Annotated in this window: 16 protein-coding genes; 3 read left to right on the top strand and 13 right to left on the bottom strand. The window is 49.0% G+C overall.

Features of this window, described 5'->3' with window-relative positions; all coding sequences use genetic code 11:
• Positions 1-9: 9 nt before the first annotated feature.
• From ACLHR0_RS20915 to ACLHR0_RS20865, 11 genes are all read right to left on the bottom strand, one after another.
• Positions 10-1,413 (bottom strand): sialate O-acetylesterase, encoded by a 1,404-nt coding sequence (locus tag ACLHR0_RS20915; RefSeq protein WP_436489224.1) that lies wholly within the window; start codon positions 1,411-1,413, stop codon positions 10-12.
• A gap of 4 nt (positions 1,414-1,417) precedes the next feature.
• Positions 1,418-3,553, bottom strand: coding sequence for a hypothetical protein (locus ACLHR0_RS20910; protein WP_436489222.1), 2,136 nt, complete (start codon positions 3,551-3,553; stop codon positions 1,418-1,420).
• Entirely contained in the window at positions 3,550-4,761 is a 1,212-nt protein-coding gene (locus ACLHR0_RS20905) for a hypothetical protein (RefSeq protein ID WP_436489220.1), read from the bottom strand. The genes ACLHR0_RS20910 and ACLHR0_RS20905 overlap by 4 nt, the downstream gene beginning before the upstream one ends.
• A gap of 3 nt (positions 4,762-4,764) precedes the next feature.
• Positions 4,765-5,580, bottom strand: a complete 816-nt coding sequence (locus ACLHR0_RS20900; protein ID WP_436489218.1) for a glutamine amidotransferase — start codon at positions 5,578-5,580, stop codon at positions 4,765-4,767.
• Positions 5,581-5,590: 10 nt separating this feature from the next.
• Positions 5,591-7,420, bottom strand: a complete 1,830-nt coding sequence (locus ACLHR0_RS20895; protein ID WP_436489216.1) for a sodium:solute symporter family transporter — start codon at positions 7,418-7,420, stop codon at positions 5,591-5,593.
• Between the two features lie 5 nt (positions 7,421-7,425).
• On the bottom strand, positions 7,426-8,625 hold the full coding sequence (locus ACLHR0_RS20890) for a glycoside hydrolase family 172 protein (protein WP_436489214.1): 1,200 nt from the start codon (positions 8,623-8,625) through the stop codon (positions 7,426-7,428).
• A gap of 13 nt (positions 8,626-8,638) precedes the next feature.
• Positions 8,639-10,444, bottom strand: a complete 1,806-nt coding sequence (locus tag ACLHR0_RS20885) for a RagB/SusD family nutrient uptake outer membrane protein (protein ID WP_429050069.1) — start codon at positions 10,442-10,444, stop codon at positions 8,639-8,641.
• A gap of 18 nt (positions 10,445-10,462) precedes the next feature.
• Positions 10,463-13,801, bottom strand: a complete 3,339-nt coding sequence (locus tag ACLHR0_RS20880) for a TonB-dependent receptor (protein ID WP_436489212.1) — start codon at positions 13,799-13,801, stop codon at positions 10,463-10,465.
• A 201-nt stretch (positions 13,802-14,002) separates the two neighbouring features.
• A complete protein-coding gene (locus ACLHR0_RS20875) occupies positions 14,003-15,196 on the bottom strand; it encodes a FecR domain-containing protein (protein ID WP_436489210.1) in 1,194 nt (397 codons plus the stop codon).
• A gap of 169 nt (positions 15,197-15,365) precedes the next feature.
• Entirely contained in the window at positions 15,366-15,965 is a 600-nt protein-coding gene (locus tag ACLHR0_RS20870; RefSeq protein ID WP_370907689.1) for an RNA polymerase sigma factor, read from the bottom strand.
• Between the two features lie 176 nt (positions 15,966-16,141).
• Positions 16,142-16,399 carry a hypothetical protein gene (locus tag ACLHR0_RS20865; RefSeq protein WP_429050076.1) on the bottom strand — a complete coding sequence of 86 codons (258 nt, stop codon included), beginning with the start codon at positions 16,397-16,399 and terminating at the stop codon, positions 16,142-16,144.
• Between the two features lie 143 nt (positions 16,400-16,542).
• Here ACLHR0_RS20865 and ACLHR0_RS20860 point away from each other — a divergent pair, with 143 nt between their 5' ends.
• The gene (locus ACLHR0_RS20860) at positions 16,543-17,631 is read left to right on the top strand and encodes an acyltransferase family protein (RefSeq protein WP_436489208.1); all 1,089 of its coding nucleotides are present in this window, start codon (positions 16,543-16,545) and stop codon (positions 17,629-17,631) included.
• Positions 17,632-17,636: 5 nt separating this feature from the next.
• Here ACLHR0_RS20860 and ACLHR0_RS20855 read toward each other — a convergent pair whose 3' ends face one another.
• Positions 17,637-18,776 carry an epoxide hydrolase family protein gene (locus tag ACLHR0_RS20855; protein ID WP_436489206.1) on the bottom strand — a complete coding sequence of 380 codons (1,140 nt, stop codon included), beginning with the start codon at positions 18,774-18,776 and terminating at the stop codon, positions 17,637-17,639.
• A 136-nt stretch (positions 18,777-18,912) separates the two neighbouring features.
• Here ACLHR0_RS20855 and ACLHR0_RS20850 point away from each other — a divergent pair, with 136 nt between their 5' ends.
• Together ACLHR0_RS20850 and ACLHR0_RS20845 are read left to right on the top strand one after the other, a co-directional pair.
• A complete protein-coding gene (locus ACLHR0_RS20850; RefSeq protein WP_436489204.1) occupies positions 18,913-19,368 on the top strand; it encodes a helix-turn-helix domain-containing protein in 456 nt (151 codons plus the stop codon).
• Positions 19,368-19,943 carry a PIN domain-containing protein gene (locus tag ACLHR0_RS20845; RefSeq protein ID WP_436489202.1) on the top strand — a complete coding sequence of 192 codons (576 nt, stop codon included), beginning with the start codon at positions 19,368-19,370 and terminating at the stop codon, positions 19,941-19,943. The genes ACLHR0_RS20850 and ACLHR0_RS20845 overlap by 1 nt, the downstream gene beginning before the upstream one ends.
• Before the next feature lie 95 nt (positions 19,944-20,038).
• Here the strand turns inward: ACLHR0_RS20845 and ACLHR0_RS20840 are convergent, their stop codons facing one another.
• Positions 20,039-22,315: an FAD-dependent oxidoreductase gene (locus ACLHR0_RS20840; protein ID WP_436489200.1), complete on the bottom strand. Its 2,277-nt coding sequence runs from the start codon at positions 22,313-22,315 to the stop codon at positions 20,039-20,041.
• Between the last annotated feature and the right edge of the window lie 29 nt (positions 22,316-22,344).

The following is a 22,344-nucleotide window of genomic DNA, read 5'->3' as shown; positions in this document are numbered from 1 at the left end:
CGGATAAATTTATTTTGTTGGCACCTCCCAGTGATCGGTGCGGAAAGGCGCTACGGGCAGACCGTTTTTACTGAACAGGTTACCGATAGCGGTGTTACTGAAAGCGTAGCGCACGGCCACGGGTTGTTTCACTTTATTGTTCCATACCATCAGTGTGTTTTCTTTCACAGTAGCCCGGGCGGGGTAAAACTGCCGGTCGTTTCCTGCAATAAATAACTCCGTCAGGCTATCGCCTCTTACTGATAGTCCCTGTTGCGCATTTTCAAAGGAGATGATCACTTTATCTTTCCTTATCATCATCTCTTTAAACAACGGATTTTTGTAGCTAAATCCCTGGCGGTGATAAGTTTCCCCCAGCGCCCAGTCGGCCAGCCGGTAGCCTACATCATGCTTATTAGCCGGATGTACATCGTATACGTTGCCGGTAATATCGGTGGTGACGACCATGCCGGTATTAGGATGTTGCATGCTTTGTTGTTGCGCTTCCCTGAGCAGTGCGCCGGTATTTTTTTCGCGGTAATTAAACGGGGCTATCTGCACAAAATAAAAAGGCAGCAACTGACGCCATGCCTGCCTCCATGCATCTATCATAGCCGTAAATAAAAGGTGGTAAGTGGCGGCGGTGCCGGTATTATTTTCTCCCTGGTACCAGATAACGCCGGCAATGGCATAGCGTGTAACCGGCGCCAGCATGGCGTTCCAGGCCACACCCGGCAAATGCGGACACATGCCGTTGGGCAATATATGCGTAGCTGCCTCTTTTAACACCGGGTTGTTGCTTACAATGCTGTCTGGTGTCCATACTTCTGCAGCGGTACCGCCCCAGCTGGCATCTATAAGCCCGATGGGCACCTTTAGCTGTTCATTTAATTTCCTCCCAAAGAAATAGCCGACAGCGCTGAAAGTATTCAGTGCGGCGCTGTCGCACGCAACCCATTGGGCGGTCAGGTGATCCTGTGGATGTGCGGCGGTTGCTTTGGCAATTTTAAAGAACCGGATGTTGTTGTTATCAGCAGCCGGCTGAATGGCTTTGATGTCTTTCAGTCCCCAGTTTCCGCACATTTCCATATTACTTTGCCCGGAACATACCCATACTTCACCCAACAGGATATTTTGCAGCGTGATGGTATTATTTCCTTTCAGCGTAATGGTAAAAGGGCCGCCTGCTGCCGGCGTGGTAATAGTAGCTGCCCAGCTGGCATCGCCGGCTGTGGTGACGTTGTATATCTGCTGATCCCATGAGGTGGTAATGGAGATGTGTTCCCCCGGATCGGCCCATCCCCATAACTTTACCTGGCTTTGCTGCTGCAGCACCATGTTGCTGCTGAGCACCTTCGGCAAACGGATGTTTGCCCGGCAGGATAATGCACAACCGGTGAGGCACCACAACAGCAAAGATATTTTCATCTTCATACAACTATTTAAGCATGGTATTGATCAATGATTTTGCGGGTTCGCTGATCGCTGACTTTTGTGTTACTTCCCAGTAGCTCTGCTGTTGTTCTATCAGGATTTGTGAGGTGATGATCCAGCTTTGTATCCAGCCGCTCAGCGTGCACCAGGCGCCCCAGCCTGCATCTGAATTGGAGGCCCAGTAGTCCCACCGCCCGTAGTCGAATGCACGGAACCAGGCGCCGTCGAGATCTTTATGTTTATTGCTTTGTACCTGTATGCGGGTAAGATAGGCCGACAATTTACCGGCGGCTTCCTGGTACTTTTTATTGCCTGTTGCGCGCGCGGCTTCATTCAAACTAAACAGTGCAAAATTGCAGGTGTATAACTGACACGACACTTTTTCCCCGTTTTTAAAAATGAGGGAGCCTTCGTCGGAACCATAGGCAGAATTGGTGTTCAGCGGGTTGAACATTCCTTTCCCTTTTACGCCCAGTTCTTCCCTGATAGCACCGCTTTCATCCTGGTACTTCATAATTTCGGTCACCATTTTGTCGAGCCACTGCCGGTGTTCCGGCGTGTCCTCCACTCTTACCAGCCAGGCTAAAGGAAGGATCATGCGTGCGCGTTGTGTTTGCATGCTGCTGCCCCAGCGCCAGTTGCCGGGATAACTTTCCATGGTTACCCGGATCGCATTTTTTGTTTTGGTCAGCAGCGGTTCGTACTTCGTTTTGTTATAAAGCCACAGGTACAGTGCCCACATCCACGATTCAAAATGCGGGGACGGATGTACGAAGGAACGGTTGCTGTAAAACTGCCAGCCGTTTTTAATGATATCTTTTTCTTCCAGCCGTTCGCCGCGGAAGCCATCTTTGCCCGTGGTTCTGAAATTAGCCAGTATGGCGGCAGCCATCTCCTGGTCCCACTGGTTGGTATTCATGTAAGCGGAAGCGCCAATAATACCGAGGATGGCCCTTGAATTATCATCTCCGTAAAAAGTTGTGGGGTTAGGCGTTGCCCAGCCTATAAGGCCGTAGGCGGGACTGTTGGGATCCCGTTTTGGGCCGGCCCTCATATTGGAGGTTTTCAACGTATAGTTAATAAGATTTACGGCGTTCTGCTGATAGCTTTTAATATTCAGCAACCTGCCTGCGGCAGAAAGGGCCATGCTTACTTCTCCCTGTACATCTGCGCGCATCCAGTAGCGGTATTGCTGGGTACCGTCGTAATTGATGGTGGAGGTATGTCCCTCCATGATGCCGAGCGAGCCGTCGCCATCGGGCTTATCGGCACTTATTGGCGGGCCTGTTGGCATTTCGCGGGAGTTGTATTCTTCCCATTCTTTTTGCCAGGCCGGATGCACAAAGAAGCGGCCATGAAAGAACCAGGCGGTTCCCTTCCGGATGGCGTTGAGCCTTGCGTTGCCGGGCAGTGTCGCGTTGCGGCCATACATGGGTTTTACATCCATGGGCCAGTGCTTTATAACGAGGTGCGGGTTGCCGGTCATACGGGCAAGGATATACGTCCACACCTGTTTTATGGAAGCCGCGGGACCGTATCGTCCGCGCTCAAAGTTACTCAATGCAGTGGTGGCAATAAAAGCGCCGTCCTGTTTAAACAGCAGCGGATATGATTTGGTGCTGTCCAGGCCATATTCTGCTTTATCGAACCCCACTACTTTAGCCAGTACAATCAACGGATCATTGGCACTCACCGGCAGGATATAACAGTTATGGATACCCAGTATGCTCATGGGCTGTAACGGCGCACCGAAATCGCCGGTAGTTACCACGCCGCGTTCCAGCCTCGTTTCCAGCGGTTTTGCAGGAATATCGAGACCCGGGAATGCAGCGGGATATTCAACATATAGCTGCAGGTGTTTTTGTTTGGCGGCCGCCAGCAACGCTTCCGTAATACGCTTTTCCGGATCAATTGCGGGGTAAGTGTCTGATACGATGAATACCGCCGCGCCATCGGTGGCAGCAGTAATGGCAGCAGCGGGAGTGCTGAACTGTTTCAGTTTATATCCTTCCTGTGTTAAAAGGAAATAGAGACCGTTTTTATTGCTGCCGCAGAACAACAGCGTTTTATCTTTCGCATATACCTGTATGCAGCTGTACAACAGGCATACCAGGGCACTCAGCAGTATTTTCTTTTTCATGTGTTGTTTTTTAACTGGTTCAGCAGGCGGAGGGCGGTAGCCTGTAACATAGCAGCGGCCCCGGTTTCCAGGAATGACCACTTACCGGGCCCGGCTTCATATCCTCCTTCGGCGAATCCTTTTATATCCGGAATATAGCCGATGGTATTTTCGGCATATGCCGCGACGAGTGTATGCGTAAATGGAGACGCGCTTTCTATTTCCAATGCGGTAGTGGTAAATGGTTCACCCGGGAGAAAGACGATGGCCAGCTCCCCGATTGCGATCACATTTACCCTGGCGTGCGCATCTTCTTTGTTGATGACGGCAGCGGCACGTATTCCAAAAGTGATTTCATCATGTGCGAACAGCAGCCTATTGCCTTGCAGCGATTCGCTGTAGGTATCCTGTTGCGCCACTGCGGCCAGTGCGGCGCCATGTTGCCTTGCAGTGGCGGGCCCTCCGGATACCGTAGGCGGATTGATATCACCGGCGGCGCCATTGATAAACATCACCATGCCGTTATTGCCGGTGGCTTCCAGCGCGTTGCAGAGCTCCCCCGGGAAATCGGGCGATACATGCGGCAGGCACATTTCATGCACCGGGTGACAAACCGCATGCACCACTGTTGCGATGATCCCGTTCGCCCCGGTAAACCGGAGCGTATGCACGCGGCGGTCAGCCGGTTCGCGGCGCATCAGTTCTGGTGTAACGGGCTGCATGGAATCGGACATCACGATGCCCTGCGGCGTGGGTATGCGGCGTTGCAGCGAGTATCCTTCCAGCACACCGCTGCTGATGCTGATGGTACCTGCGCGCGCCTCTTTCAGCGCTGTATGAATAGCACTACGTATTTGCTGCTGTACTTCGTGTAACCATGTACGATATACCGGTGTTAAATACAATTGCGATAAGGCTACCGATTCCGGTGCATTGTGTGTATGCGTGCACGTTATAATAATGTGCTCCGGCAATATTTCATCCGACAACCCCTGCTTGAATACTTTCCACCCGCCGGTAGCGGTATCGCTTAACCCTAACAGGTCAAGCGATACCAGTGCGACGGTAGTGGTTGTGGTGGTAAGCGCCAGCACCCTGGCTTTCAGCGGCAACCGCACCGCCGTAAACGGATCGTAACGCCCTTCTACTGAAGAGGTAAGCAATCCGGCTTCCAGCGGCGGGGTGATATCAGCTACGGCTGTTCCTGCGCGTAAAATGGAACGGTTCATCAATTACCTGTTTTGTTTCTTTACCCATTGCAATGATTGCTGCCAGAAGGCATCATATCCTTCCCATAATTCAAAGTTGATTCCCCAGTGCGGAGCGGGATCAGACATGTAGGTCAACACCCTGCCTTTTCCATAGCTGCCGGCTACCACCAGCGGGTGACCGGTTTCTTTTACACGCACCAGCACTTCCCCGGTGCCAACAGCACTTACTTCATTGTAACCAAATATGGGCGGGAACGCATGCCATGGCAAGCCTTTCACCGCGGGATGATCAGGCGCCAATACTTCTGCAGTAAATCCAGCGGAGGACTCTACCAGGTCTTCAGTAACGAGGCATTTCACGGGCAACGCATCCGTTAGTGTACACCTGCCCCACCCTGATTTGCCCTGCACACCGCTGAACGACAACCATCCGCCGAGCATCATCAGTCCGCCGCCATCATTGATCCATTCTTTAATAAGGCTAAGCCTGTCGGGGAATGTAACCACTTTATTTTCCCGCCGGGAGCGGTCGAAAAAGCTGGGGTAAAGATGGAAACATTTTGCCTCCACATCGCTGATAATAAGACTTACAGATTCCTCCAGGAACGCTTCCAGCTTACCCGGCGCAAGGCGGTACAGCTCCCAGTTGGCAAGCGTGGTAACATCCGCCACATGTTCCAGTGCTGCTGTTAAGCGCTCGCCATAGAAATGCAGATCTGCATCTTTTGTTTCTGTGCCAAACGGCGTTTCTATAAACGTGGGCCCCAGGTGAAATACCCAATCGCCCAGGTATAGTACGTGTTCTTCTTTTGTCCTGACTTCTTTTCTTACAGACATAATTATTTTTTTATACTTTTTGAGATAAAGATTCGAAGGATTGCTGCTCCAGTACAGCCCTGCTCACCGTTGCCCTGGCGGCCAGCCACGACAGGTACCTGTTGGCCATCTTTCTAAAAACAAAAAATAACACCAGCGAACCAGACAACAGCCAGGCACATGGCCAGTAACGTGCAAACCATGCCTGTGTTAACCCTGTGATCAGCATGGCTGTAGCCCCAAAACCAATTACGGCAATACCCATTCCGCGCACAATAGGTTGTATCATATTGCCGCTGTGTTGCTTCCACCAACCCAGTGGACGTGCGCGTTCATAAAATGAATGCAGCAGTTCGGCCGGATCAGGTGGTGTCATCAACGCAACTGTAACCCACAGCGCGGTGGTAAGCGCCATCACTACCAATGTTTGCCACCACCACGGCAGCACCAGTTGCGGCGCCCAGGGAACGTGCAGGTACATTAATAGTTTAGGCCCCAATACCACTATGCAAAAAATAGCAGCGCCACCGAAGGATGCAGCGATACGCGCTGCCCCGTTGAAACGCCACCACCACCATTGTGCCCAGTTAGCCGGCAGTTCCGCCGCACTGAGTTGCAACATAAAAATGGCCACATCAGTGATAATGCTCACGTTGAATACTACTGCCACTGCCAACGACAGGATCAACGCCATTCCAATTTTTCCGATGAGCATGTAATGTTTTTCGCTGGCCTTTTTTACAAACCAGCGGCGGTAAATATCACTTACCAGCACCTGGCTCCCAAAGTTGAGATTATCGCCAACGGTAGACATGGTGGCGGCCATCATCGCAGCTACCAGCAATCCCATAGCGCCGGCAGGGAGCATTGTTTTCATGAGTTTTCCATATACCAGTTCCCGGTCGGCGCCTTCCACGCGCAGTTCGGGCCATATAACGGCAGCGGATATACTGGGAAGCGTAACCAGCAGCAGCAGCAGGAACATGCTGATGGCAGTTACCACGTACATGGTGAGCGCTTCAGCCGGTGTGCGGGTAGACAGGATCCGTTGTCCTTCCATTGCGCCGCCCATTGGCGCCGCATCGCCGCCGTAACCAATGCTTTGCCCCACCATCCAGGCCATTGCGGCGGCCAGTGGGAATACGGGATGTTCACCTGGTGGCATGAGTTGTAATACTTCCGGATGTGTGCCATTGAAAGCATGACCCAGCGCGGCCGTCATAGCGGCAGCGCCGCCGAAATGCGCCAATGTGAGCGCGGCCAGTGTAAGCGTGCCTGCAAAAAATATCACCATCTGGATCAGGTTGGAAATCACTACTCCCTTGTATCCTGAAAAGAAAACAAACAGGAAAGAGATGGGCACTACCAGGTAAAGTGTTTCTGCCTTTGTAAGCCCGAATGCAGGACCCATAATTTTATACGCCGCCAGTAAAGTGATGCCTGTCCAGGCCGGCATGGCTATCATAGAAGTCCGGATGGCTATCCATAAGCGCATGGCTGCTGCCGCACGCGGGGGAAAACGAAGATCATAAAACTCCAGCGTGGTGAAGAGGTTTAGCCGTCGCCAGAAAACAGCAAACAATACGCCGCCAAAAAACAAGGCGAGTCCAAACCTGCTCAGGTACCACCAGGAAATAAAAGCGCCCGTTACCACGGCGAGGCCGCCATAACCTGTAGCAGCATCCGGGCTTACCAGGGCAGCCGTGTAGGAAATTCCATTCAACCAGCCGGGTATTTTCCGGCCGCCAAGGAAAAAGTTTTCCAGGTTGGAGCCCGAGAAACGCCGGTGCCACAAAGACATTCCCAGCATGAGCAATAAATAACTGATGACTATCCACAGATCCAGTTGGTTCCAGTTCATAACATTCATTTACCTGTTGGTGACAGTATACCCGCCAAACGTTCCTTCAACGGCGCCAGCGCCGGCAGGTTATTTTCCGGTTTATCGAGATAGAAATAAGCAGTGGCGGAATAATTATCCAACCGGTAAAAATTAACCCAGCCGTTGGGGAATTTTTCATCGAAGAGATCCGGGTAGCCAGGTTCTTCCAGGATTTTAACCAGGGTGGCCGGTGTAGTAACGGTTACCACTTTTAAACGCGCACCGGCTTTTACAATTTCCCGCAGCTGGTCTCTCCCGCCACCACCCATTTGTTGTATCACCACGCGGCAACCACTATGGAAATAAACCGGATCCGGAATATGATAACGGTAAAAAGCGAATTGTTTTTTTGCCGCATCTGCAATAGGACAGCCCTGGTACAGGTGCGCAAACACACCCTGTCCCCAGCCGGTGCCTATGTAATCCTCTGTGCCGGTGCCCGCCAGTGTAGGGTACTGCGTATCATCATCCAGGTACATTTTCACCTCGCCTTCACCAAACCAGGTGTTGCCATACACAGTATCCGCTATTACGCTCATATTGCTGCCCAGGTAACGGCCCTTCCCTTTGATGGCAGGCAGTATTTCAAAATCCTCTCCCAGTTTGGTTTGTTGATTACTGCTCCAGTAAGCATGAAAATACAGCAGGTCTTTTTGCGGCTTTTTCAGCGCGGTGATATTCACATCATAAAACAACAGGTGCGTTTCCTTTGATTCATTCACCAGCACTATCCTTGCATGTTTATTAAAAGGCATAGGGATATAGCTGTTAAATGACCGTCCTTCGGGATCGGAAAACAGGGCGCACTGGAACGGCGTTCTACGTGCCAGCCCGATGCCGAAGAAATCGCCCAAAGGCACGGATACCGCGGGTTTGGACGCACCTTCCCAATACATATCGATATGAATGGACCGCAGCGCTTCCGGTTTATGGGAAGTGGTGAGCCATATCCTGTTAATGATTCCGGCGCCGGCGTAATCCAGTAAGGTTACACTCCCACCTGCTTTCAGTGTATCGCATGCATGTCCTTTGGCGCCTTTGTTTTCTATTCCTGCCCTCCCTTTGGCGCCGGAGCGGTTCTCGAAGCTGATCCAACGGGTATCTGCATCCGCGGGGAACTTATACAGTTCCTGCGCCGCCACGCTCAGTGGCAGGAGGATTAACATCATCAGTATTATTTTCATCCGGTTTATTTTATTACCATCCTGGGTTTTGAAGTAGATTAGGATTTTTATCAGTTTCAGATTTCAGCATTGGCCACAGGTAATGTTTCTTTTCAAAAACCCGGCGTTCAAAAACGGTTCTTTTAAAGAAAGCAGGATCTGTTTTTGATTCTCCTGCATAGATATTTAATCCATACATGTTGGCGTTATCTGTTGTTTCAGAAATCTTCCAGCGGTGGCAATCGAAATACCGGTGCGATTCAAACGCCATCTCTATTTGTCTTTCATGATGAATACGTTCCCGCATTTCGTCCTTGCCTAATCCGCCTGGCAGGGCGGGCAGCCCGGAGCGGTTCCTGATCAGGTTTACATATTTATATACATCGGCCACGGGGCCCTGTGCTTCATTCAACGCTTCGGCGTAGTTGAGGTATTGTTCTCCCAGCCTGAAGAAGATCCAGGTGCGCAGCGTTCTTTTCTCCTGTGGTTTAAAAACAAAATTCGGGTCAGATAATTTCTTCAGCAGGTAACCTGTTACGCTGTAATTGCCTCCGCCTGCACGTTGCTTTCCGTCGGCCCCCTTGAACCAGAATTCCAGTCCGCCGGTACGCGTTTTCCACACCGACCCCGAGAAGTTAATACTGGCATAAAACCGTGGTTCGCGGCCTACATACATATTGCTGGTACCGGCTACATACAGGTTATCCGGTCCGGGAGTATCGGTAAAGCCGGTTTCCGTATAACCAGACAGCGGGTTGATGATGGGCGAATGATCGCCGGTGTAGCCGGTGATAGGGCGTTGTCCGTTTGCCATTTCATACTGGTCCACGATATCCTGGGTAGGCGCATGCAAAGTAAATCCGGCGAGACTAAGCGGTTCGTTATAAACATCCAGGCCATCGTAGGTACCATCATTATAGGCAAAGAATACTTCCTGGTTGTTGTTCATGTAAAATATTTCCTGGTAGTTTTTCACCGGGTTATTACCGGGAGAAGTATAGAGCGCATACCCGGCGGCCTGTGTCTGATCGATACAGGCTTTTGCGGCATCTGCAGCTGCCTGCCAGCGGCTGGCGTCGTAAGCCGGGAACAGCGACACGCCTTCATGGTCTTTTACATTCACATAGTCGGGGTTACCATTAAACAACGGGCTGGCCATGTACAGCAGCATTCTTGCTTTCAGCGCCAGTGCAGCAGATTTGGCGGGCCGTCCGTATTCTGTTTCGGAGGTAATACGGGTCGGCAGCAGTGCAGCTGCCTGATCGCATTGTGATACGATGTATGCCACGCACTTTTCCAGGGGTTGCCGCCGGATGCTCTTGAAATCGGTATCCAGTGAAATGCTGCTGTCGGCGATGGGTACCGGGCCGTATAATCTTACCAGCAGGAAATGGTAGAATGCGCGCAGGAAAATAGCTTCTCCTTTCTGGCGATCACGCGCTTCCTTTGTATAGAATTGATCCAACGGTACTTTGTCGATATTTTCAATAAAGATATTTGCTTTGCGCAGGCCCGCATAATTCCTGGCCCAGGGATTAATCACGGTGGAATTAGGGTCCCATGCGCCGGAAGTCATGCTGTTGCAAAACGACGGCGGGTAGAACTGTTTCAGTTCATCCGCGGCGCCATGAAAGGGATTATCTTTATTATCTGCCCATACCATTTCATCCGGCAGGTGTGAGTATACGTTGGTGAGATAGTTGTTGGCGTAATCGCGGTTAGAGAATACGTCGGCAATAGTGAGATCATCATCCGGCGCTTTATCCAGGAAGTCTTTCTTACAGGACACGGCTGCCAGGAGAAGGAACAGGAACGTACAATATGTTGTGATCGTTTTCATCCTAATGATTTTAATGCTTTAAAAATTTACCTGTACACCTGCATTGATGCTGCTTTGCAGCGGGTAGAGACTTTCCCCGTTATCAATTTCAGGATTCGCTATTTTGATATGATCCCATACGGCGAGGTTGGTGCCGTTGATAAATGCGCGAACGCTGCTGATACCGACCCTTTTGGTGAGGGTTTTGGTGAATGTATACCCTATCTCTGCAGATTTCAGGCGCAGGTAGTTGCCGTTTTTCATGTAGAGCGTGCTGGTTACATAGTTGTTGGTATTGTTGATATCAATCACCGTAGGATATTTGGCGTTGGTGTTATCTGCACCCGGTATCCAACGGTTGTCGTATACTTCGCGCATCACGTTGTAATTCCCTACTCCGCCTGAAAACGCATACGAACTGCGGCCGCTGAGCAGGTAGCTTGTTTTGGCTGCGCCGGTGAAAAATATGCTCATGTCCACTCCTTTCCACGCCACCGTGCCACCGAAGCCATACATGATTTCCGGGTTGCGTGCGTAACCGAAATAGGTTCTGTCGTCGGGTGTTATTTTACCATCTCCGTTGAGGTCGCGGTATTTGATATCACCTGGGCGTATTACCGATTGCAGCGTCGATTGCGAAGGGCTTTTGTCGATATCTGCCTGGTCTTTGAACAGGCCGAGGGCTTCATAGCCGAAGGGGCGGTCGATGCTTTGCCCGCGGCTGTTCTGGTAGGCCAGTGGTCTCAGAGGTGAATCATCTTCTACTATTTCATTGTGGGCGTAGGTGAAGTTACCCTGGATGGAATAGTAGAAGCCTGATTTTGTTTTGTTTTTTATTTCGATGTTTCCATCTACGCCTTTATTGTTCACTATTCCGAGGTTGGCATAAGGTATGATCCCTGACGGGTAACCTGCTGATATGGGTATTTGTTGCCGTGCGATGAGGATACCATTTCTCCGTTCCTTGAACGCATCTACGGTGAGGGTAATTTTTCCGTTGAGCAGTTCCATATCTACCCCGATATTTCCTTTGGTAGCTACTTCCCAGGTCACGTTCTGATTACCGATGCGGCTTTCCATGAAAGCGCCTGTCTGGTAGGTTTGATTGGCGCCGAACATATAGTACGGATCAAACCAGGTATGGCCGGGGGCTTTATCGATGGTTGTCTGGAACAGGAACCTGGCGCCGCCTATCTGGTCGTTGCCTACCTGTCCGTAGGAGCCTCTTATTTTCAGGAAGCTGATGATATTTTTATTCCAGAAGTTTTCGTTGGACACGAGCCAACCGGCAGCTGCGGAGGGAAAGAAGCCGTATCGTTTTCCTTTGGGGAAATTCTCCGAGCCATTGTAGCCCACGTTAAACTCCAGCAAATATTTGGAGTTATAATCGTAGGTTATGCGGCCGGCGAGTCCTTGTCGCCTGAAAGGGATATTCCCGATAGAACTTCCTGCGAGCAGGTCTACATATTCACGCCGGTTACCTAATATAAGCCCTCCTATCCGGTGATCGCCAAAGCTGCGGTCGTAGTTGGCAGATACTTCCAGGTAGGCGGCGCGGTTGGCGCCGGAGTTGGTATAGTAGCCGAGTGCCTGCTCTGTTTTGATGAGCTGATACTGGTCTACGCCGTTGGCATCCGGGCCGAGGTACTGGTAAGACGCCGGGCTTTTCACGCGCACGGTGGTCATGGCGCCGTAGTAATCGTATGCAAAGAGTCCTCTCAGTTTAAGTCCTTTTGTAACCAGCGACGACAAATCCCAGGTAGCGCCGAGCGAGCTTTGAATCGTGTTCCGGAACCTTTTCTGGTAGCCCGTTTGCGTACTTTTCGTAAAGGGGTTTTCATTCAGAAAAGTGCCTAATCCGGGGATGGATCCGTTTGGATTTTTTATGGGGTAAGCGTTGTTGGGCGTCCATCTCAGTGCATCGAATAATTCCGGGGCGCCGCCTTGCAGGCCGGGAGCGTTGCCGTTTTCAATGATGCCGCCAAGACTGAGGTCCATCGTAAGATTCTTGGAGAGATTGGCATCTACATTGGATCTGAAATTGTAGCGTTTTAAGCTGGTATTTGTTTTATAAGGAACGGATTTGTCTTCTTTATAAAGACCATCAACAAACGTATAACCTACATTGGTGTAGTAGCGGAATGTTTGGTTACCGCCTCTTACGCTGAGGTTATTGATGGTTTGTATGGTATGTTTCTTCAGTACTACATCTATCCAGTCTACATCCGGGTACAGGTAAGGATCTGAATGATCTTTGTATTTCTGTACCTGTTCATCCGTATAGAAAGGAGGCTTGCCGATATTTTTCATGGCTTCATTCGCCAGGATTGCGTATTCGTAGCTGTTGATATAACTGGGAAAGCGCATACCGGTGAGACGGGCGGTTTCTGTACGGAAAGAAACGATGGGCCGGCCTTCAGCGCCGCGCTTTGTATTGATGAGGATTACGCCGTTGGCGCCGCGGATCCCATAAACAGCGGTAGCTGACGCATCTTTCAACACTGAGAAGGTTTCTATTTCCTGTACGTTCAGGTTGTTCATATCGCGTTCGATACCATCTACCAGGATGAGAGGCGACTTGTTACCGGTGAACGTGCCGAGGCCGCGGATAAATACGCTGGCGGCGTCAAAACCCGGTTCCGCGGAGTTCTGGCGGGTAATGATACCGGGAAGCCGGCCACCGATGGTATTTGACAGGGAGGCGGTGGAAGACTGCTGCAGTTCGCTCACCTTCACAGTGGATACGGCGCCTGTAACAGAGATTTTTTTCTGCGTACCAAAACCTACGATCACAACGTCATTGAGTTTTTGGTTTTCGAGGTCAGGCAATAATTTTACGACGATCGTTTTCTGATTGCCGGGGTGTATGATCTGTGTTTTATAACCGATGAAGGTAACCGACAGGGAATCGTTTTCGCTGCCGATTTCTACCAGGAATTTTCCAAACACGTCTGTTACCACGCCTTTGGGTGTGCCCAACACCTTGATGGTAGCGCCGGGCAGGGCTTCTTCTTTTTCGTTGATCACCTTCCCCGACAGTACCCAGCTGATAACTGCCGTTGGTGCGACCGTTTTTTCCTCTGTCTTTTTTCTTCTTACAATAATGGTGCGGTCCAGCATTTCGTAGGTAAAGGGCTGGCCTGCGAAACAGGCGTCCAGGGCTTTATCTACCGGCGTGTTGGTGATGTCAAGGTTGATACGTTTGGCTTCGTTGAGATAACGGGCATCGTAAAAAAAGGTGTAACCGCTTTGTTTGCTGATCTGCTGCAATACCTTTTTTAGCGGCGCGTTTCTCTCTGATAAGGTGACCTCCTGTGACCAGGCCGTTGCACTGACCTGCAGGCAGATACCTGTTAAGAGTAAAGCAGTTAGTTTCATAACCAGGAGTACTTTGGAATGGTTGATAAAGCAATTCCCTGGCACCGGTTTGGATAGGCGCAGATGGTCCTTGCGATGAATGATAAAATTCATACATTTGCGATGTTAAGGTTGAAGGATTTTATTGATACGAAGTCCCCATTAGCCTGACGATAACCGGCAGCGTTCCCGCGCTTCCGGTTTTTTTGTCTTTTGCTTTGCTTATTTTGTCATGTAGATATTCCTGTCGTTTATTTTATAGTGGATATTACTGGTGAGTTCCATCATCTTTAATACTTTCGAAAGACTTACATTCCTTGATATTTCGCCGTTGAAGCGGTAGTCTTCCATACCGGCATAGTCAATATTTACATCGTACCAGCGTTCCAGCTGGCTCACTACTGTTTTAAGTGAGGCGTCGTCAAAAATGAATTTGCCATTCCGCCAGGCGAGTACTTCATCCATGTTTACGCCGGTGGCCAGCCGGATATTGCTATTGCTGCTGGTGTTCACGAGCGATTGCTGGCCGGGCTGCAGCACTTTGGTATATTTACCGGCGGCGATGCGGATACTTCCCTGGATTAATGTAGTGGTGATATCTTCTTCTTTCGGATAGGAATGGATATTGAATTTTGTTCCGAGTACTTCCACCGAGTGTTTGCCGGAAACAACGATGAAAGGCGCTTTTTCATTTTTTACTATTTCAAGATACGCTTCCCCGTTAATTTCCACCTTACGGGTATTGCCGGTGAATGCTGCCGGGAAACGGATCACCGAAGCCGCATTCAGCCAAACGTGCGAGCCATCAGGCAGTATTACTTCGTATTCGCCACCATTTGGTGTGGTAATGGTGTTGTAAGTTATTTCTGTGGTAACGGATGCGGATGCATCGTATACCAGCTGGCCATTACCCGATTTTTTGATCACGGTTTTGCCCTGGTTGGCGATTACGCCGTTCTGCGCGTCGTCGAGGATAATGGTAGCGCCGTTGCCCAGTTTCAGCGTGGCTTTGCGGCTACCAGGCGCCACATCGGTGGTATGGATGGCCGCTATTGGTTTACTTTTCTCTTTTGCCAGCTGCAGGCCGGCGGCGCCGGCAACAGTAAGAACAAGTACGGCAGCGGCCCATCTCCAGGTTCTCCACTTACTTATATATATACGTGCTGGTCCGGGTTTAATGCCGGTGGCCAGGTATACTCTTTCAACAGATGCCTGCAGGTTAGCCGGATCGGCTTCGTTGCGCGTGATGGCTTCCAGATCCTGACTGGAAAGTTCCCGGAACAGCTGCCTGTTTTGCTCACTGGCTGCCAGCCAGTTGTCCACCGTTTCCTGCTCGGCTTCATCCAGTTCCCCCGATCGCTGCCGGTAAATAAGTCCGGCGATATATAATAGCTGTTGTACGTCTTTTTCTTCCATAGAAAATAATAGTATGCAGCCATGACCACTGCGACCACACATTACAGGGCCACGGGCTGCACATCTTTGCTGAGAAAAAATTAATGCCGTTATATAGTGGATACACTGCCCGGATCATTTCGGGTTAGTGGAGGAGAAAGTTTTTTTTTATTTTTTTTGAAGACGGGGATTAATCTTTGTGAAATGCCGCCAGTATTATTAATGCAAAGGGAAGAATATCTTTTCCCTGGAGTTTTCCCTTTACCAGTTCCAGTGCGCGGAATTTCTGCGCCTTAACGGTATTAACGGAGATCTGCAATTCTTCCGCAATTTTGCGGTTGGGCAAGCCCTCGAGGAAGCCGAGCTGGAATACTCTTTTCATTTTTACGGGTAAACTGTTCACTGCTCTTAATATCTCTGCTTTTACTTCTGCGCGGATAATTTCGTTGGCTACGAAATCGGCTTCGCCCGTCATGCTGGCGGCATAGGCATGATGGCGGTATTGCAGGTTTTTCTCTTTTCTCAATTCATTAAAACAGGCATTCCTGGCGGCGATGTACAGAAACGCCTTTATAGATTGAAAGGAACCGACCTTTGCATGATCGTTCCATAATTTTATAAATGTTTCTTCTGCTACATCTTCCGCGATAGCATGATTCACGACAATCCTCTTCGCAAAATTAGTAATGACCGCAAAATACCGGTCCATAATATAACGGAAAGCCACCTCGTCGCCCTGCTGCAGGCGGATGGCATAACATTCTTCGCTGATGATTTCAGTTGTTTTCATTAAATGACCTCACTTTAAAACCACCCTGTGGGAACGGGAATACAGTGAGATCAAATTATAATATCATTTGCTAAAAAATTCAAAGTGATTAGCAAATTTTGATACTATATTGGCATCTGATCATTTCTATGGCTGAGACCGGAGACAAGGCTGTGGCAAACGTGCCACATACCGTTTCATGGTTTCATCTTGTCAATGATTTCCTGCCAGATAAGCCGCGCAATCTGCTCCTGCTCTACCGTATGCAGCCGCTCTTTCAGGGTCACTTCCCCGTCTTCGTTAAACTGCAGGTGTGGCGGCATAAAATCGAGCTTTTCGCTGTGCTCCTCATCGGTGGATACCCGGTAGGTGGTTTTGTCATTCTCGTAATCCACGTCGATGTGAAAACGGTAAGGCTTATTGTCGATATAAACGGTGATATCTGTTGTTTCCATACTATATATATTTTATAGTAACCCCGTTCACAAAAGGCACACCAGCTTTGATTGTTAGGAAATTTAGAAATAATGTCATTTATTTACCGCCCTTTAGCGGCTGTAAAGCAGCCAATCATCTATATTATATATAACAGTATTTAATGAACGTGAACAAATTGAACCCGGACCTGCTAAGAACCAAACAGCATTTTGAAATATTGGATGGATTAAGAGGAATAGCCGCTTTAACGGTAGTTGTTTTTCATTTTATGGAAGTAGTTTATACTGATTACAGTAAGAACTTTGTGGGACATGGTTTCCTGGCGGTCGACTTCTTTTTCTGCTTATCCGGGTTTGTGATTGGATATGCCTATGATAACCGCATTGGCAAAATGGGGGTCAGGGAGTTCTTTAAATCGAGGATCATCAGGTTACATCCCCTGGTTATTTTCGGGTCTGTATTGGGGCTGTTGGGCTTTCTTTTTGATCCGTTCGGCGGTCACCCGGAATTATATGGATTTGGCAAAATAGCGTTGTTCTTTCTTACCAGTATCCTCCTGATTCCCTTTCCACTTATGATGGACCGGGGTTTTAACCTGTTCAGTTTTAATGCGCCTGCGTGGTCGCTGTTCTGGGAATACGTGGCCAATATATTGTATGCGCTTATTCTCGTTAAACTAAGCCGGCGCTACCTGGTCGTATTAGCCTTGCTGGCTGCCGCGGGTATTGTCGTAGTCGGTTATCACGCAGGGAACCTGATGGGTGGCTGGGGAAAAGATAACTTCTGGGATGGCGCTGTGCGTATTTCCTATTCCTTTCTGGCCGGACTGCTGGTGTTCCGTTTCAACTGGATGATAAAGAACCGGCTGGGCTTCATCGGGCTGTCGGTCTTACTGATGTTGCCGTTCCTGATGCCTCATTTTCAATGGAACTGGCTGGTGGAAGTGCTGGTGGTATTGTTTTATTTCCCTTTACTCATTGCACTCGGAACTGGCGCGAGGCTTACTTCCGGATTAAAAAACTTGTGTGTTTTTTCCGGGAAGATATCTTATCCGCTTTATATGACACATTATGCAGGGATATGGATCTTTGCCAATTACTATGCGGCGTATAAACCCGGAACCATGCAGCTGGCATTTATCATCACCGCCGGCACCCTCCTTTTGGTGGGCTTCTCCTACCTGGTGATGGTATTGTACGATATTCCCGTGCGGAAATATTTAAATGCCAGGAGAAAAATGAGTGCCTAAAGTATCTACTGCTGCTTTGATAAAATAGTATTCGCAAATGCGCTTACATCCTGTGCAAAAAGTTCGGGCTGTTCCATGGCGGCAAAATGTCCCCCTGTTGGCATCTCTCTCCAATAGCAAACATGATATCCTCTTTCAACATATTTCCGCGCAGGAAAACTAACGGGATAAGGATAGCGTGCAATGCCAACAGGTACTTTTATGAAATCACTTTCTCCGAACGCCAGCGGTTCTTTCCGGATCTCATGGTATAAACGCATAGAAGAATGGATCGTTTGTGTGATCCAGAACAGGGTAACATTCGACAACAGTTCATCTCTTGAAAATAACTGCTCCAGCACTGCGCCGGGATCCGAAAAGCTGCGGAAGATCTGGAGTATCCATGCACACAGTCCTACCGGAGAATCCTGTAGGCCATATGAAAGCGTGAGCGGTTTTGTTGTTTGTACCTGGGCATAAGCGCCTTCCGCCTGGAAGAACTGAGCGTTTTTTTGCTGTGCAGCCGTTTCTTCTGCTGTCAGTTTTTCACCAGGCGGTATAAACGGCTTATAGTTGAACGGAATATAGTTCATGTGCAGCCCGGTCAGCTTGTCCGGGTGCCGCATGGCGATATGCGTAGCGATAATGGCGCCGAAATCGCCTCCCTGTGCTATAAATTTGTCATAGCCCAGCCCTTCCATCAGCTTCACCCAGAGGTGGGCCATCAATGAGGCGTTTATGCCTTCTTTTGCCGGCTTATCTGAAAATCCAAACCCCAGGAGTGACGGCACCACTACATCGAATGGCAGTGTTTCATTATCCGTGAGATAAGAAATGGTTTTCAGCATTTCCAGGAAAGAACCTGGCCAGCCGTGGGAAATGATGATAGGAATGGCATCCGGGTATTTACTTTTTACGTGGAGGTAATGAATTTTATAGCCATCAATTTCTATGATAAAATTGGGCCAGGCATTGATGGCGTCTTCAGTTTTTCTCCAGTCAAAATCATGGGCCCAATACGTAGCCAGCTCTTTCATGTAGGAAAGGCTCATTCCGTATTCCCAGCCGGCTGGATTTATTGCGTCCGGCCACCTGGTGGCGAGAATGCGGGCTTTCAGATCATCGAGTACCGGTTGTCTGATGGCGACCTGGAATGGTTGTGTCATAGAAGATGTTTTGTACCAGGGGGGATGACACAAAAAGAAAGCCGGAATGAGGGGATGGTGGAGGATTTTCAGACAAAGTTTTGTTTCGTTTATTTCGTTTACGTATCTTTGTATACGTATCAACAATAATTGCATTATGGAAGCCATTACACAAAAAACTACGAAATCGGATCAGGAAATAGCCAGGTATTTTATTAATGAGATGTATGAGATTTCCAGGAAAATATTACAAACCAAGAGTAAAAGTATTGCTATTACAATAGACAATACCAAGAAAACGAGGGCGATTCCGGCAAAGGCATTTAGGTTACTATACACGATACTCGACAATATGGCAGATGGAAAATCAATTACCTTACTTCCCAGCGACGCGGAAATCAGTACTCAACAGGCGGCCGACATATTAAACGTATCAAGACCTCATGTGGTGAGCCTTTTGAATAAGGGAGAAATTCCATTTACTAAGGTAGGTACACACCGGAGAATCCTGTTAAACGATATTATTGCTTATGATAAACAGCTACAAAAGAACCGGACCAATAAACTCAACTTTTTAGCTAAGCAATCACAGAAACTTAATATGGGATACTGATGATCAATTCGACCGGATTGGTAGCTGTGTTAGACGCAAATGTGTTATACCCTGCTCCTTTGCGAGATATTTTATTAAGCCTCGCAGATATTAAACTATACAGGCCCAAATGGACGAATCAGATACAGGAAGAATGGATGAGGAACCTGTTAATAAATAAACCTGAAATACCATTAAAGCGTTTAAAAAGTCTACAGGCTGCCATGGATAGTGCATTTCCGGATGCCCGTATATCAGCCTATCAGCAGCTTATAAACAGCATAGAACTGCCCGATCCGGATGACCGGCATGTACTGGCAGCAGCTATTAAAGGCGATGCGAAGTTGATTATAACTAATAACCTGAAAGACTTTCCTTCAAAACGGTTACAACCTTATCAGCTGGAAGCGCAAACACCTGACAAATTTATCAAAAGCCTGATCAGCCTGGATGAAACCAGGGTGCTGAAAGCATTCCACGCACAGGTAAACAGGTTAATGAGTCCTCCGCAATCAGCAGAGCAGGTACTGGCTACACTGGAAAGATGCGGCCTGACGGTTAGCGTGAATATATTAAGGTCCCTGCTCAAACGTTAATGATTCATCTCCATTCCCATCATAAAAAAGCCTTCAAATCCTGCGATCTGAAGGCTCTCCATACTTATGTTATAGGAATAAAAAGGAACACTCCGTTAATAGCAACGCACCGCAAACAATGCCGCCGGCACATTGGCAGACGGATGTTCCAGTTCAATGACCAGCGTATCCGTTGTAACAGGTTGCTGGAATTGAATACGGTTGTGCGTCTGGTAATTACCTGTTTTCTCTGCTACTATATTTCCAGCTGCATCTTTAATCCTGTACTGCCTTACACAAAAAGGCATGACCGTTTCAGGATGCGACATCAATACTGATTCCATCGGATGATCATAATCTGTATCGAGGAACAGATCGATGGTACTGATCTGTTGCGGCGCATTCCATTTCAGCGTCAGCCGGGGTTGCGGATCGTTCCAGTCGGCTACCCAGGCATTGGGCGTGGATGCAGGCCGGTCGGTTCCGTTGCGGATATTTTCTGCTTTGAATAAGTTTATGCCCTGGTGATATTTTAAATCGATATTATGCCCTTCCGGCCGGCGTTGCGGACACCAGAACTCAAATGCTTCCATGCCAATATCTTCGGGCGGTGTTTGTTTGCCGTAATTGGAGACGGCTTTGTTTACGCTGTTGAACACCGACAGTATCCCCGTCACTCTCTTCTCTGTAAAATGCAATTGCACCAACGGGTTTTTCATGAAAGTAACAAATGCGTAGGCCGTATTTTCTAAAGATGTATTAAAGCGAAGGTCCACACAGTTTCTGCCAGGATGTAACGGAATGGTTTGTTTTGCCAGGGTAATATCCGGCGTATAGTTGCCGCGCTTACTACTCACGCGTAGTTCCACTTCTATTTCAGTGTTGCTGGTGGCATCTGCATGAAAAATAAAGGGCGCCACTTCTCCTTTTTGCAAAGGCAGCATTTGTGCAACGGAGAGGGTTAAAGGTTTCAGGAGCGGCTTGCCGGGAAACTCTTTAAACACCAGCTCGCTGGATGCGGTGATCAGGGCCGATTGTACCAGGTCCTCATGATCCTTTAGCGTTAACCCGGGAATATATTGTCCCGTTTTAAGTAAGCGTTGCTGTAAAGTGGTGATGTGCCCTTTATTAAAAATGTCTGCCGGTAAAATATGTTGCTCTTTACAAACCGCCGCAGCCACTCCAACAGCCTGCGATACATATGCTGCGGTAGCCATTACACGGGTAGAGGCAAAGGCCACATGCGATGCGCTGATGATGCGCCCCGCCAGGAAAAGGTTCGTGATATTTTTGCTATACAGGCTCCGGTATGGAATCTGGTAGATGCCTTTGCTATGCCACTGATTGCAGCCAGGCTTCTCACTAAAAACGCCGTCGGCGGGGTGCAGGTCCACCGACCAGCCGCCGAAAGCTACTGCATCTTCATGGGTACGTTGCTCAATCACATCCTGCTGTTTCATCATGTAGTCACCTTCGAAGCGGCGGCTTTCCCTTTTACCGGGAATAGCGCCCACCCATTCCAGGGTAAGTGTGGCTGCTTCCGGGAAATTGCCGGAGTTCTTGATATAATCCCATACGCCGTATATCACCTTCCACAGCTCCCATTTGATGTCTTCTGTGTCGTGAACGGTATCAAGCCGGCCGCCATACTCCACCCACCAGAGGCGGCAGCCGAAATCCTTTGCATTGAATGTTTTAAAACGCGGGATCTTTGTAATGTCTTTCAGGGCAAATTCAGGAGGGATGAATGTTACAGGCTTGCCGGTATCTTTACTGTAGAAATACAGGGTATGTCCGAGTAGTTCTCCATACGTGGCGGAAGGAGCAAATTTTTCACCGAATTCTTCACTGCTTTCAGCGCCCATGCGAAAAGCGGCGCCTGAAAGGAAGCCCACTACCCCATCGCCGGAGGCATCGCAAAATAAAGGAGCGCTTAATAAATATTCCTTTTGGTTCTGGCTGCAAAAAGCTTTCACCGAACGAATGGTAGTGGCATCCTTTTTTTCCACTGCATATACGGCGGTATTTAACAACAGGGTGATATTAGGTTCTTTCTTCACTTTATCCAGCAGCACCATATCAAATATAACGGGATTACCCTCCGGGTTCCGGTACGTGTTTTCTACCAGGATCTCATCTACCAAGCCACCTTCTCTCGCCCAGCGGTTGTTGTTGCCCATATGTGAGGTGGCGCCCAGTATCCATAAACGGATTTCGCTGCTTGAATTTCCTCCAAGTACCGGCCTATCCTGCACCAGTACTACTTTTAATCCCTGCCTGGCCGCTGTAATGGCACAGCACACGCCTGAAAGGCCGCCACCGGTGATAACCAGGTCCGCGTTAAGCGCTATGCCGGGAAAAGAGCGACTGTTTGTTTCTCCAGATTGTATCATGATTGTACGGTTATAATTTTATTGATCGT

Source organism: Chitinophaga sp. ARDCPP14, assembly GCF_051362515.1.
Taxonomy (GTDB): domain Bacteria; phylum Bacteroidota; class Bacteroidia; order Chitinophagales; family Chitinophagaceae; genus Chitinophaga.
This window is presented reverse-complemented; position numbering and strand designations above follow the sequence as displayed.